Source organism: Hymenobacter norwichensis DSM 15439 (assembly GCF_000420705.1).
In the GTDB taxonomy this organism is placed as follows: domain Bacteria; phylum Bacteroidota; class Bacteroidia; order Cytophagales; family Hymenobacteraceae; genus Hymenobacter; species Hymenobacter norwichensis.
Genome location: NZ_ATVL01000008.1, coordinates 189,057 through 203,628, shown reverse-complemented (window position 1 = coordinate 203,628; position 14,572 = coordinate 189,057). Strand labels below are relative to the sequence as shown.

Below are 14,572 nucleotides of genomic sequence, written 5' to 3'. Positions count from 1 at the left end.
CGTTGCGGGCATTACTTTTCCACGTAGTACTGTAGGTTTTCTTTGGCAATAACATCGAGCGGCAGGTACTTCAAAGCGGCTACTTCCTTCTTGAAAACCAACTGGTCGGCTAGCGCATACAGCCCGTAGTAGCCCTGTTCCTTCGGGTTCTGGTTGATGAGAAAGGCAATGGTGCCTTCGTTGAGAAAATGGATGTTCTCTTCAAGCAAATCGTAGCCCACCAGACGGATGGTGCTGGGGTGCTGGGTGAGGTAGGGGGCAATTTCGTAAGCCTTGGAAGTGCTGACGAAAATGCCCAATAGCTCCTTTTCCTGCTCAAGCAGATGGGTGAGCTTCTGCGCGAACGAGGGCTCCCGGGAATGGGGCAGGTCGATGCTTAGGATGGTGTACAGGCTTGGTGCTGGCGTCTTGTTGGGGCCGTTTTGAGGTGCTGCAAGCTGCGCGAAATAGTCGCGGAAGCCGCGCTCTTTTTGGGTGATGTGCACAGAGTTGGCAATGTCCTCGGCAATGTGCGCAATGGCGAAAGTGCCGGCTTGCGCCTGCCCAAACTGCAACAGCTTGCCCGCCAAAAAACCACTCTGGTAAGAATCCTGCCCGACGTAGCTTACGGCCTCAATATCCGTGATGTAGCTGTTGAACAGCACGTACGGAATCTGCTGCTGTTGCCACTGCTTGAAAAACGGCAACGACTCGCGGTAGAACAGCGGCGCAATAAGAATGCCGTGGGGTTCCGACTGAGTAGCCAGTTCGGCTTGCTCCAGAAAAGAGTCCACCCGGGTCATGTCGTAGGAGTAAACCGTCAGGGTAATGCCGTATTGCTGTAGCTCCCGGGCCGCTTTATGAATGCCGTCCCACGGCGCTTGCCAGTACGGGTCGAGGGTGTGGTTGGGCTGGATGGCCGCCAGCCGATAGGTGCGGTTGGCACCCAGCGTCCGCGCAATCATATTGGGCTCGTATTCCAGCTCCTTCATCATGAGCAGCACCTTCTGGCGCACGTCTTCGGCCACCCGGCCGCGGTTGTGCAGTACCCGGTCCACCGTCCCAACCGACACGTTGGCTTTTGCCGCTATATCCTTAATGCGTACATTTTTTGCCATACCTATTCCAAGCTTATACTAAAAATTCACCTGCGTATGTAGCGGGTTAGCGAGTAGAGCCGCTACTCCTTTTGATTGAGTTAATCGAAGCTGTTCTCTCACGGCTAGCATATTCAGTAAGCCAGTCGCCAAAGCCCACCAACTGATGCCTGACCAGCCAGGAAATAAAACGAGTTTCTAAATTTCCTTGGTTGAGAAAGGCAGCGAGTCTCTATTGAACTCACGTTAGGGCGTGAATCGCTAACCTTAATGAGTTGCGTTATCCTGCTTCGGCCGCCTGCCAGCGCGAGGACACCAAGCGAGAAGGTCACCTAAATTCCGGCTCAGTTGCATTAGTACCTGGGTAGGCACTGCCGAGGCTGGTGATTCTAGCTAACCCGTTGGATTCCTGTTATAAGCTTACTGCTTTTTTCTAATTCACATTTCGTGGCCTGTGTATGTAGTGGCGCTACACTAGTGTTGGTGTAAATAGCGCCTAGTACAGGCGGCAATTAGCTGTTCTGTAACAACTGATAAGTCTACCTTAAGTCTTATCTGGACTGCTTATAATTATAAAATGTCTGTTAATATATGAAGTTTGGTATTATATGCATGAATTGTCTGCGTGTGCGCACACTCCCATCAAATTTAATTAGTGAATAGGGGTGTATTTTTACTTTATTTATTTGCTTTATAATAAACAGGTGATTACGTTTGAATTAAGTCATCAGTAACTGCTTCTTAAAATGCAGTTCAACCCTGGCCTGAAGACCAACATCAGAAAGGTGTCACTCTTCAAGTGATGTAGAGTAGGTCTGCATTTGCAAAGTATCCCAAGCACTGCAACAGGGAATGCTTTACTGAGGTGCAGTTGGCATGTACTTGCTTGAAAAATTACATTTTTCAGGCTCCATGGTGCGAGAAAACCATAATACCCAAGAAAATAAGGTCGCTCAGTATCGAAGGAGTTCTAAAAAGCCCTTCGTATAAAACATTTTATAGACTTGGTTAAACGTTTTTGCACCCGCCCAAATGCCGCTTTCATCAGTGATAATCACCTCTTCAGCTTTTCCCGAAGTCTTCAACTTAGTTAGCTGCAAGGCCAGAACTAAGCCTTGTTTTTAGTCGCGCGGATAGGTAGCATAACAGCTTCATGCTGCCTCATCCGAAGTTGCACAGCACAACCGGTTCATCATCACTCACTTATTCAATTTGCCATGAGAAGAACAGTACAGTTGATTGTTTTACTCTTGCTGCTTTGTCAGGGCTACGGCTATGCACAAACAACCAAGGTTTCCGGTAAGATAAGCGGCTCCGACAACGCGCCGCTCATCGGGGTGAGCGTGCAAGTGAGCGGAACCACGCAGGGTACTGTCTCGGATGTAGATGGAAACTACTCCCTCAGCGCCCCTGATAACGCTTCTCTGGTGTTCTCCTACATTGGCTTCGTGAGCCAGACCGTAGCGATTAATGGGCGCTCCTCCATCAACGTGGTGATGGCCACTGACACCAAGCAACTGGGCGAAGTAGTCGTAACCGCACTCGGTATCAAGAAAGACGAGCGGAAACTGGGCTATGCCGTGACGAAAGTAGACGGCAATGTCCTGAACGTGGCCCGCGAAAGCAACGTCGCCAACTCCTTGTCGGGGCGGGTGGCTGGCCTGAACGTGCAGGGCACCAGCGGCGGACCGGGTGCTTCGGCCCGCCTGAACATTCGGGGGGTTACGTCGTTTTCGGGCACTTCACAGCCGCTGATTGTTATCAACGGGGTACCGATGGACAACACGGTGCGCGGTAGCTCCGGCGAATGGGGCGGAGCCGACCTCGGCGACGGCCTCGGCAACATCAACCCCGACGACATCGAAACGATGACCGTGCTGAAAGGCTCGACGGCTTCGGCATTGTACGGTGCGCGGGCCGCCAACGGCGTTATCCAAATCACGACCAAGAGCGGCAGCCGCGGCAAAACCACCATCGAGTACAACACCAACCTGCAATTCGACCGGGCCGTTGACAACACTGATTTTCAGTACGTGTACGGCCAAGGCAGCCAGGGCGTACGTCCTATTGATGCTGCTTCCGCCATTAGCTCGGGTAATGCTGCCTGGGGCGAACGGATGGACGGCGCGCAGGTGATTGGCATTGATGGCCAGCCGCATGCGTATTCGCCGGCCCGCGACAACATCGAAAACTTCTACCGCACGGCTCCTTCCTGGACCAACACCTTAGCTATTTCTGGCGGTGGTGACAAAGGCACCTACCGTTTGTCGGTATCGAACCTAGATGGCAAGTCGATTTTGCGCAACAGCGGCCTCGACCGCCGGACCGTCAACCTGACTACGGGCTACGATCTGACGAAACGTCTGAGCTTCAACCTGACCGCCAACTACATCGACCAGAAAGACCAGAACCGCCCGTACCTGAGCGACTCGCCGCTGAACGCCAACAACATCATTTTCCTGGCGCCCAATGTGGACCAGGCCATTCTGAAGCCGGGTTTCAACCCCGACAACAACGGCCTGGAAACCGCCTGGAACCCGGATAGCTACGCCACCAATCCTTGGTTTGTGGTGAACCAGTTCAAGAATGATCTGTCGCGCAAACGCCTCATCAGCGCGCTGTCGGCCAAGTATGCCTTCACCGACTTCCTGTCGTTGATGGGCCGCGTGGGCTACGACTACTCCAGCGACCGGCGCTTCAACGTGACGCCTTACGGCACGCTCTACTCGGCTAGCGGGGAAGGCGGACTGGAGAACCTGACCTTGGGCTCCCGCTTGGAGTTGAACACCGACGCCTTGCTGTCTTTCAGTAAGCAGTTCACTGAAGATTTCTCGGTTGATGCCAGCTTGGGTGCCAACTACCGCCGCAACAACTTTGAAAGCAGCCGTTTGTACGGTGGGCAGTTTATCGTGCCGTACCTGTACGCGCCTTCCAACTTGCGCAGCCGCAACTCGGAGTATCAGTACACGCAGCTGGAAACGCCTTCGGCGTACTACACTGCCGACTTCTCTTACAAGTTTCTGACCCTGAGCACCACGGGCCGCTACGACCAGTTCTCGACGTTGCCGCGCGACAACCGCAGCATCTTCACGCCGTCGGTTTCCACCAGCTTCATCTTCTCCGACCTAATTGAATCGTCGGTGCTGAGCTACGGTAAGTTGCGCGCCTCGTACGCCGAAACCAGCGGCGAGCCAGCGCAGCCTTATCAGACGTCGTTCTACTACAACATTGGCAACCCCATCAACGGTGTCCCACGGGCTTCGTTTGATAGCCGCTTGCCCAACGCCAACCTCAAGCCTTACAGCCTCAACGAGTACGAGGTGGGTACAGAATTGCGCTTCTTCCAGAACCGCATTATGCTGGACGCGGCCTATTTCCGCCGCAAAACCAACGGCGAGATTGTAGCCGCCAGCCTTTCCTCTTCCACCGGCTTCGAGAGCCGCTCGGTGAACCTAGGCTCGACCATGAATCGAGGCGTAGAAGCCATGCTGACCGTGGTACCAGCCAAAACCGGTAGCTTCAACTGGACGTCTTCGTTCAACATCACCAAGCTGAAAAACGAGGTGCTGGAAATCGACCAGTCGGAGAACCCACCAGCGTTGCAAACCGGCACGTACCGCCCCATGAATGGCAATATCTCCATCGTGAAGGGCCTGCCGATTGCGCAGGTAATGGCCTACGACTACAAGCGCGACGCCAGCGGCAACATCATAGTGGGCGCCAACGGGGTGCCGTTGCGCGGCGACCTGAAGCCGATGGGTTCGGGCATTGCCAACCTGTTTGGGGGCTGGAACAACGATTTCACGTTCAAGGATTTCAACCTGTCGTTCCTGATCGACTACAAGTTCAACAACAAGATTCTGTCGGCCACCGAGTATTACTCTTACACGCGTGGTTTGAACAAAGCCACCCTGGAAGGCCGTGAAACCGGCATTGTGGTGGAAGGCGTGAAGGAAAACGGCGAGGTAAATAACATTTCGGTGCCGGCATACACCTACTATCCGCAGCTAGCTACCAACGTGTCGTCGGTGGCCGTGCTGGATGGCAGCTTCATCAAGTTCCGGCAGCTCACCTTCGGGTACACGCTCAACCAGGCCATCTTGGCTAATACGCCGTTCCAGGCCGTTACCTTGTCGTTGGTGGGCCGCAACCTGTTCACCATCATGAAGCACACCGACAACATCGACCCTGAGAATACGATTTCGCCGCTGGTGACTTATGCCGGGGTAGAAGGCGGGTCTTTGCCTTTCGCCAGAACGTACGGTGTTACTCTCAACGTTAAATTCAAGTAATCGGAACCATGAAAAACCCGATCTTCTATATAGGTTTCGCCGCCATTCTGTTCAGCTCTTCCTGTTCGGAAGACAAGCTGGATGAGGTCAATACCAACCCCAACGCAGCCTCGGCTGCCAATTTGAACCCGAACTACCTGCTTGCCGACGCTCAACTGCGGTACGGCAACACGGGGTACACGCAGCTGCTCTACCAGGCGCCAGCCATTCAGGCCATAGCTAGTACCTTCAACTATTACGGCAACGGCGATAAGTACGTCAACGCGGGCGGCTTCACCGGTTACCAGGCCCAGGCGTTCAACGAAGGCTACACTGCCCTGAGCCGCTTGCAGCAGGCCATCAGCGTAGCGAATACGCAGAATGCCACCCGCTTTGCCAATACTGTTGCTATCAGCAACATCATGAAGGTCATGATATTCCAACGCATTACGGACACCTACGGCGACATTCCGTTTTCGGAAGCGTTGCAGGCGTCGCAGGGCATTGTGACGCCGAAGTACGACAAGCAGCAGGACATCTATCCGCAGTTGCTGACCCAGTTGGAAGCGGCCATCAACAGCCTCGATCCGGCGGCCCCTACCGCCACCGGTGACTTGTTTTATGGCGGCGACGTGGCTCAATGGCGCCGGTTGGGGTACTCGCTGATGGTGCGCGTGGCCATGCGCATGACCAAGGTGGATGCAGCTACGGCCAGAACCTGGACTGAGAAGGCGGCGGCGGCCGGTACCTTGGCTAGCACCACCGAAAACGCCCTGCTGCGCACCGACATTGCTTTCGGCGATACTCAGAATGCCTCCAGCAACGCCCTGCGCACCACCGACGATTTCCGGGAGGTGAAATGGAGCAAGACGCTGATTGATTATCTGCGCACCACCAGCGACCCACGGCTGGGCGTAATTGCCGAAATTCCGCAGGCCGGTGCGGCCAACAATGCCAACCAAGGCCTGGCCGGCAATACCGCTGCTGCGGTCCAGCGCGGCCTGCCAAACGGCTACGACCTAACCGGCGGGGCCTTCGACATCCGTAAGCGCGCCGACTATCCGGGCCCTACGGGTACCGGGGCTGATGTTGCACTGCTCGGCAACTACTCCCGGCCGCGTGCCAGCGTGTATATCAAGCAGAACACGCCAGCCTTCCTATTGACCTACGCTGAAACCGAGTTTTTGCTAGCGGAAGCTGCTTCGCGTGGGTGGAGCGTGGGGGCCAACGCCGCCACGCACTACGCCAACGGCTTGCGCGGAGCCATGCAGTCGTTGGCGCAGCTTGATGCCGCTGCCACTGTACCCGCTGCCACCATCGACGCCTTTGTAGTGGCCAATCCGTTGCGGACCACCAACGCGCTTCAGCAAATCAACGAGCAGTACTGGCTGGAAGCTTCCACTACCTTCAATTTCTTCGAAGGCTGGTTTAACTGGCGGCGCTCCGGGTTCCCGATATTGGTGCCCGTAAACTACCCTGGCAACGTAACCAACGCCACCATTCCGCGCCGCATTATCTACCCAACAACTGAAAACTCCAACAACCCGAACGGCTACCAGGCAGCCGTAGCCAACCTGAGCGGCGGCGACCAGCTGACGTCGAGGGTGTGGTGGGATAGATAACTGGTTATCGGATAGCCATTTGTACGTGAGGCTTTACTCTGGGCGAGCCTGGGGTGAAGCCTCACTTTTTGTTTACTAGTAAGGGGAGGAGAGAAGCTACGTTCTGCATAATGGTAGCAGCGTGTCTTCTTGCATCTTGCCACATAACCTGAGTCTATTGAAGCTAAACGCCACAACATATAAGAGAAAATCAGGTACCCGGTCGAAAGCGGGTATCCGCATAGCGCCGGCAGCGGGGCGGTGGTGGGGCTGGCTGCTCAGCCTGGCAGTAGCGGCGCCACTGCAAGCGCAGAACCCGTTTCAAGGGCTAGAACACCTCTTTACAACTCCCAACAGCTATGTAGTGCAGCACACCACCCAGCCCCTGGCAATGGATGGAAACTTGCAGGAAAGTGACTGGCAAAAAGCTGCCTGGAGCACCGACTTCGTGGATATTGAAGGCAAGGCCAAGCCGCTGCCGAGTTTGCAGACCCAAGTGAAGATGCTCTGGAACGACTCCACGCTATTCGTGGCTGCCACGTTGCAAGAGCCGCAAATCTGGGCCACGCAAACTCACCACGACGACATCATCTACCACGACAACGACTTCGAGCTATTCATTGACCCCGACAACAACACGCACCAGTACTTCGAGATTGAAGTAAACGCGCTGAACAAGATTTTCGACCTGTACCTGCCCAAGCCCTACCGCAACAAAGGCGACGCTTTAATTGGCTGGGACGTGGCGGGGCTGCGGTCGGGCGTGGCCATCAAAGGTATCCTCAACCAACCGCAGGACGTGGACGAAAGCTGGACCGTGGAAATGGCCATTCCGCTGAAAGCGCTGCGCATGGGGTTCCCTTTCCAGCCCCCCACGGAAGGCACCCAATGGCGCATCAACTTCTCACGCGTGCAATGGGATACGAAGGTGGCCGATGGTAAAAACAAGAAGCTGCAAGATGCGGCGGGTAAGGATTTGCCTGAGCACAATTGGGTCTGGTCGCCGCAGGGCGTGGTGAATATGCACTACCCGGAGCGCTGGGGCTACTTGCAGTTCACCCGCCAAGCCAATACCACGTTCAAGCTGCCCGATAGTGAGCTGCGCCGGCGCTACTTGTGGCTGGTGTACTACCGGCAACAGACGTACCGGCAACAACACGGCCGCTACGCTACCACGTTAGCCGCCTTGAAGGTAGCGCCGCAAGCGGAAATCAACAGCCGCAGCCACCAGCTTCAGTTAGCCGCTACGCCTTACCAGTTCACAGCCAGCATCACGGCTGCGGGCAACCCTACCATTCGCATCAACGACGAAGGACTAATCGAAACCCTGAAACCATGACCAGCCGCCGGAAATTCGTTAAAACCAGTTTGTTGACGGGCTTATCGGCCGCCGCCCTGCCGTCCGTGGCCCAGGCGGCGCTGCCCGTAGCCGCCCCCGCCGCCACCTGGAAGCATTGGGTATGGACCAACCCCGACCTGAAAGACACCGAGGCGCAACTCGCTGCCCGCTACCGCAAGTACTACGAGGTGGGCATCCGAGGCATCTTCTTCGAGAAGGACAGCGAGAAGCATTTCCGGGCGGCGAAAGCGCAGAAGCTGGAAGCGCACCACTGGATCTGGACTATGAACCGGGGCGAGAAAACCCTGCTGCAAGCGCACCCCGAGTGGTACGCCGTGAGCCGCAAAGGCGAATCCTGCGCCACCCACCCGCCTTACGTAGACTATTACCGCTGGCTGTGCCCCTCACGCGAAGAGGTGAAGAAGTACCTGGAACAGGACTACGCCGCCGCCCTCAAAAAGGACTACGTAGACGGCATCCACCTCGACTACGTACGCTTCTGCGACGTGATTCTGCCGGTGAACCTCTGGGACAACTACAAGATTGTGCAAACCAGCGAGCTACCAGAGTACGACTTCTGCTACTGCCCGGTGTGCAAAGCGGCCTACAAAGCCCAATACGGCCTCGACATTGATACCGTGCAGTACCCGGAGGCCAGCCCTTCGTGGCGGGCGTTCCGGTATGAGCAGGTCAATGAAGTGGTACGGCGGCTGACCAACGTGGCCAAATCCTACAAGAAGCCGATAACCGCCGCCGTGTTTCCCACCCCCGACATTGCGCATCGCAACGTGAAACAGGACTGGGTGAACTGGAATATCAGCGGCGTGTGCCCCATGATTTACCACGGGTTCTACAAAGAAAACGTAGCCTGGATTGGACAGGCCACTAAGGAAGGCGTACAGGCGCTGAACGGCAAGTTTCCGTTGTACGCAGGCCTATTCCTACCCGATTTCAAGAACGACACCGAAGTGCAGCAAGGCATAGAAAATGCCCTGCGCAACGGCGCAGCCGGGGTTTCCCTATTCGGCGATATATCCGATGGGACGCTGGCCGCCTTGAAAACTGCCTCGGCAAAAGTGGTTCGTCGCTCCTAAACCGTGTAGACAGCAAACCACAACCAAACAGGGCCGTCATGCAGAGCGCAGCGAAGCATCTCGCGTGCTGATACTGGATTACTAACCCAACGTCAGCAGGCGAGATGCTTCGGCTCCGCCTCTGCATGACGGTCTATTTGGTTGTGATTTGGTGCAAACAGTCTACCATTCGCACAGCTTAGAAGCCAGTTGGAGGGGGTTACTTGTAAACCTCCCTAGGCCGGGCGGCTGCGGCGGCGCCAAACGCTTTGTTTGGTTGCGGCCCCATTGTTAGCTGCAAGGTGCCACCGGCTACTATGTCGCGGTGCAGCAGGAAGCTGTTGGTATATGGCTTACCGTTGAGGATTACTGACTGGATATAAGGATTTTGCGGGCCGTTATTGCGGGCTTCAATCACGAAGCGTTTGCCCTTTGGTAGTTGGATGGTGGCTTTGTCTATGATGGGGCTGCCTAGCACGTAGGCCCCGCTGCTGGGGCTTACCGGGTAGAAGCCCAGCGCCGACAGAATGTACCAGGCGCTCATCTGCCCGCAGTCCTCGTTGCCGCTGATGCCGTCGGGTTTGTCTTTGTACATTTCGTGGAGCACCTGGCGTACTTTCTCGGCTGTTTTCCACTGCTGGCCCGCGTAGGAGTACAGATAAACAGTAGCGTGGCTGGGCTCGTTGCCGTGGGCGTACATGCCAATCAGGCCCGAAATATCGGGCGAGGCGCTGCTGCCTAAATCCCCTTTGATGACAAACAGGCTGTCCAGTTTTTCAGTGAAGGCGGCGTCGCTGCCGAAGAGCTTGATCAGGCCCGGCACGTCGTGGGGCACCAGCCAGGTGTACTGCCAGGCGTTGCCCTCGGTGTAGTTGTTCTGGCGGTGGATGGACTGAATGGGGTCGAAGGGCAGCTGAAACTTGCCGTCGGAGGTGAGGCCGCGCATAAAGCGGGTGTGCGGGTCGTAGTATTTCTTGTAGTACTGGGCGCGTTCAGTGTACGTTTTGTAGTCGTCTTGGCGGCCGAGTTTTAGGGCCACCTGGGCAATGCTCCAGTCGTCGATGGCGTATTCCATGGCCTTGGCCACCGATTCGCTTTCCTTATCCGCCGGAATGAAGCCCATGGTTTTGAGGTAGTTCACCCCTTGGTCGTCGCGGGTGCTGGAGGTCTTCATGGCCGCCAGCACCTGGTTGCCATCAAGGCCGGGAGTGCCTTTGAGGTAGGCTTCGGCGAGGGCCGGTACGGCGCTGTAGCCCACCATCGTGTTGGTTTCGTTAGCCATCAGGTGCCAGATGGGCAGCTTGCCTTGCTGCTGGTGAATGGCGAGCATGGACTGCATCATGCCGCCTACCCGCTCGGGCTGCACCAAGGTAAACAAGGAGTGCTCCGTCCGGTACGTGTCCCAGAGCGAGAAGGTGGTGTAGTTGGTGAAAGGCGCTTTGGGGTAGACTTTGCCATCGGACCCGCGGTAGTCCCCGTTCACATCATTGAACAGCGCGGGCGCAAATAAGGCGTGGTACATAGACGTGTAGAAGATGCGCCGGGCCGTAGCATCTTTGGTTTCAATGGTCAGCTTGGCTAGCTCCTGGTTCCATTTCTGGTCGGCGGCCTGTTGCACTTTACTGAAGTCCCAGCCCGGAATTTCCTGCGCAATATTGGCCAGCGCGTTTTGCGTGCTAACCGGCGACAACCCCACCTTCAGCAGTAAGTTGGCCGGGGCCTTGTCGAAAGTGAAGACTCCCTTGGTGGCCTTGCCTTTCCCGGCTTTACCAGCCAGCAACTGGGCCTCTTCATAGAGCGCAAACTTGGGCACGGGTGCCGACACCTTGATTGCGAAGTACACACGTTGCGCGTTGGCCCAGCCCTTCGAGAACCGATAGCCTACGAAGGTCTGCGGGTCCACTTGCTCCAGATAGGTTTCCGTGGCCTGGTCGTCAATGCCTTCTTTCAAATCGATGATAACGTGCGCCGGCTTGCGGCCCCCCGCCGGAAACGTGTAGCGGTGAAAGCCCACCCGTTCCGTGCTGGTCAGCTCCGCCCGAATCCCGTAGTCGTCGAGGGTGACGGCGTAGTAGCCGGGGCGCGCCACTTCCCGCTGGTGCGAGAAGCGCGAGAGGTAGCCCTGGTGGGGCGCTTTCTGTTGGCCTTTATCGGTCTTGATTTCCCCGGTGTAGGGCATGATAAGCACGTCGCCGAGGTCGGCGCCCCCGGTACCGCTGAGGTGGGTGTGGCTGAAGCCGGTTAGCAAGCTGTCGGAGTAATGGTAGCCCGAACACCAATCCCAGCCCTTAAAGATGTTCTGCGGCCCGAGCTGCACGGCCCCAAAGGGCACATTGGCTCCCAGAAAAACGTGCCCGTGCCCCCCAGTGCCAATCAGCGGGTCAACAAACGAAGTAAGGCGCTGAGCCGACGAGGAGGTAGCCACCAGCAACAGACTACTTGCTAGCAGCCGTGGAACCCATTTTAAGACAGATTGAAGCATGAAAAGCAGGAGTTTGACTTGTGCAGATGTAGGCCTGAGCAGTGGAAGCTTGCTCTCATGATAATGGCAGGTAGCTAGGCTTCCGGGTAAATATGCTAAAATGTTTAAGCACCTCTTGGTAGATTGTACAATTCATGAATATTTTAGCCGATAATCCATAGTAGAAAGCGGTAGTGCAGGCTTTCTATTCGTGTGAATAGTTGGGCAATACAGAGTTGACTCCCGGTCATTCAAACCTGACTTGGCTATCCACACTCCCCGCCACCTGCCGCTTCTTGCTGCTCCATCCTCCTGTCTCGAAATCACCGTAGCTTGCCCAGGAAAGCTTCCCACTCCACTTCTCCTTGACCCCATGAATCGTAGATCATTCCTTCAGGGCCTCACGCTACTTTCTGGCGGCGCGCTGCTACAGCCCACTTCACTGCTAGCTGCGGCCCCTAGCTTCCCGGTGGTGCGCCCGGCGGAGGCGAAGCGGCGGTTTCGCAGCCGCTCCGTGGAGGCGGCCATCAAGGAGTTCCAGAAAAAAGTGCCCAATCAGGAGCTAGGCTGGCTGTTCGAGAACTGCTTCCCCAGCACCCTGGACACCACCGTAACCTACGCCACGCGGGAGGGGCGCCCTGATACCTACGTCATCACCGGCGACATCGACGCCATGTGGCTGCGCGATAGTTCGGCGCAGGTGTGGCCCTACCTACAGTTTATGGGTAAGGATGCCGAACTGCGGCAACTGGTGGCCGGTGTCATCAACCGCCAAACGCGCTGCATCCTCAAAGACTCCTACGCCAACGCTTTCTATGGCGACAACACGAAAGTGGGGGAGTGGAAGTCGGACCTGACGGCCATGCAGCCCGGCATCCACGAGCGGAAATGGGAAATCGACTCGCTCTGCTACCCCATTCGGCTGGCTTACCACTACTGGAAAATCACGAAGGATTCCAGCCCATTCGATACCACTTGGCAGCAGTCCATCCGCATGGTGCTGCAAACCTTCCGGGAGCAGCAGCGCAAAACGGACCTGGGCCCCTACAAGTTTCAGCGCGAAACCGCCAAAGCCACCGATACCCAGCCGATGAGCGGCTACGGCTACCCCGTGCGCCCAACCGGCCTAATCTGCTCGGCCTTCCGCCCCAGCGACGATGCCACGCTCTATTCCTTCCTGATACCCAGCAACTTTTTCGCCGTAACCAGCCTGCGCCAAGCCAGCGAAATGATGACCCAGCTGGCCAAGGACCCCAAGACCGCGCAGGAACTTACCGCCCTAGCCGACGAAGTAGAAACTGCCCTGCGTCAACACGCCGTAGTAGACCACCCCCAGCATGGCAAAATCTACGCCTACGAAGTGGATGGTTTCGGCAGCCAAGTGCTAATGGACGACGCCAACGTGCCTAGCCTGCTGGCCCTGCCTTACCTGGGCGCGCTACCCGCTACGGACCCCATCTACCAGAACACGCGCAAGTTTATCCTCTCCGAAAACAACCCGTTCTTCTTTAAAGGCCGCGCCGCGGAAGGTATTGGCGGCCCCCACGTCGGCCAAGATATGATCTGGCCCATTGCCATCACCATGCGCGGACTCACCAGTTCCAGCGACGTTGAAATCCGCGCCTGTGTGGAAAGCCTGCGCGCCACCCACGCCAGCACCGGCTACATGCACGAATCCTTTCACAAGAACGACGCTGCCAAGTTCACACGGGCTTGGTTTGCCTGGGCCAACACCCTCTTCGGCGAGTTTCTCTGGAAGGTGTATCAGGAGAAGCCGAAGTTGCTGGCCTGATTTGCGTTACAGTACCTGTTGTTATGGCTTGAGTAAATGATCAGGCAGCCATCAAAAGGTGAGTATCCTTTCAAGCCAATTAATACCCATTCAAATCCAAGCTAGTCTTCAATAAGAAATTATTGTAAGCCAGATCTGGTAAGCTTCAGCTCCAAGGCAGGAGTGTGGCGTTGGCAACGCTGAACAGATACCTATTTGACAGAAGACGAAATGCAAAAAGGCTTCCTCAATTGCTTGAGGAAGCCTTTTTGCTAACAGGAGGAAATTAATCACTCCTAGGTACCCAGAGCCGGAGTCGAACCGGCACACCTTGCGGTATTGGTGTTTGAGACCAACGCGTCTACCGGTTCCGCCATCTGGGCTTCACTCGCTCTTGCTATTCAGGAGCGGGGTGCAAACTTAGTTAGACTTTCGCGAATCCGCAACAAGTAGCGCTTCTTCAAATAATAAGTTTTTACCTGTTGTAAGGCTTGGGGGCGCGCCTCAGGGGGGAGCCCAGAGTAACCTGCCAGCACAGGTGTAATACCCGCATCTAGGGTGTCAGTCAGGGTCTTAACCTCGGTTTCTACCCGTGCAGCTACCTCCGGATCTGGGTCAAATTCCAGTTCCATTATTTGTTCGTTCAACTCCATTACTTCCATCAAAAAATCTGGCGGCATTGACTGTTTGCCTTCCTCTAGTAGCCCGTGGCTTCCCAAAATGTAGGCCATACGCAGGTCAGCGTCAGAAAGAGTGCGGTAGGCGTTGGTATTAAGTGTTGATAGGCGCAATACCTCCTGTTGCCGTTCGGCGCTTTCCGTAGCGTGAAAATCGGGGTGATATTCGCGGCTCAGCGCATAGTAGCGGCGTTTCAGGGCCGCTTCATCGAGCTGAAAGGATTCGGGTAGATTGTAAAACTCGAAATAATTGGTTTCCATAGCTAGCAATACCGGTTTCGCCGATTAAGGTTAGCAGGTTGG

8 protein-coding genes and 1 tRNA gene are annotated in these 14,572 nt (G+C 56.0%); 5 read left to right on the top strand and 4 right to left on the bottom strand.

Annotation, left to right across the window (positions count from 1 at the left end; translation table 11 throughout):
* Window positions 1–11: 11 nt before the first annotated feature.
* Window positions 12–1,097, bottom strand: coding sequence for a LacI family DNA-binding transcriptional regulator (locus G536_RS0111945; protein WP_022823830.1), 1,086 nt, complete (start codon window positions 1,095–1,097; stop codon window positions 12–14).
* 1,196 nt (window positions 1,098–2,293) lie between these two features.
* Here G536_RS0111945 and G536_RS0111935 point away from each other — a divergent pair.
* The 4 genes from G536_RS0111935 to G536_RS0111920 all read left to right on the top strand — a co-directional run bounded on the left by G536_RS0111935 (window position 2,294) and on the right by G536_RS0111920 (window position 9,381).
* A complete protein-coding gene (locus tag G536_RS0111935) occupies window positions 2,294–5,368 on the top strand; it encodes a SusC/RagA family TonB-linked outer membrane protein (RefSeq protein ID WP_022823828.1) in 3,075 nt (1,024 codons plus the stop codon).
* Between the two features lie 8 nt (window positions 5,369–5,376).
* Window positions 5,377–6,969 carry a SusD/RagB family nutrient-binding outer membrane lipoprotein gene (locus tag G536_RS0111930; RefSeq protein ID WP_022823827.1) on the top strand — a complete coding sequence of 531 codons (1,593 nt, stop codon included), beginning with the start codon at window positions 5,377–5,379 and terminating at the stop codon, window positions 6,967–6,969.
* Between the two features lie 136 nt (window positions 6,970–7,105).
* Complete coding sequence (locus G536_RS27570) at window positions 7,106–8,287, top strand: carbohydrate-binding family 9-like protein (RefSeq protein WP_245575815.1); 1,182 nt, start codon at window positions 7,106–7,108, stop codon at window positions 8,285–8,287.
* The gene (locus G536_RS0111920; protein WP_026880090.1) at window positions 8,284–9,381 is read left to right on the top strand and encodes a family 10 glycosylhydrolase; all 1,098 of its coding nucleotides are present in this window, start codon (window positions 8,284–8,286) and stop codon (window positions 9,379–9,381) included. The genes G536_RS27570 and G536_RS0111920 overlap by 4 nt, the downstream gene beginning before the upstream one ends.
* Window positions 9,382–9,580: 199 nt before the next feature.
* Here the strand turns inward: G536_RS0111920 and G536_RS0111915 are convergent, their stop codons facing one another.
* Window positions 9,581–11,842 (bottom strand): GH92 family glycosyl hydrolase, encoded by a 2,262-nt coding sequence (locus G536_RS0111915; protein ID WP_026880089.1) that lies wholly within the window; start codon window positions 11,840–11,842, stop codon window positions 9,581–9,583.
* 352 nt (window positions 11,843–12,194) lie between these two features.
* On the opposite strand from G536_RS0111915, the gene G536_RS0111910 reads away from it, so the two are divergent.
* On the top strand, window positions 12,195–13,613 hold the full coding sequence (locus tag G536_RS0111910) for a glycoside hydrolase family 125 protein (protein ID WP_022823825.1): 1,419 nt from the start codon (window positions 12,195–12,197) through the stop codon (window positions 13,611–13,613).
* Window positions 13,614–13,893: 280 nt separating this feature from the next.
* Here the strand turns inward: G536_RS0111910 and G536_RS0111905 are convergent.
* Together G536_RS0111905 and hscB are read right to left on the bottom strand one after the other, a co-directional pair.
* Window positions 13,894–13,975, bottom strand: a tRNA-Leu gene (locus tag G536_RS0111905).
* A gap of 18 nt (window positions 13,976–13,993) precedes the next feature.
* Complete coding sequence (gene hscB / locus G536_RS0111900) at window positions 13,994–14,530, bottom strand: Fe-S protein assembly co-chaperone HscB (RefSeq protein WP_022823824.1); 537 nt, start codon at window positions 14,528–14,530, stop codon at window positions 13,994–13,996.
* Window positions 14,531–14,572 lie beyond the last annotated feature (42 nt).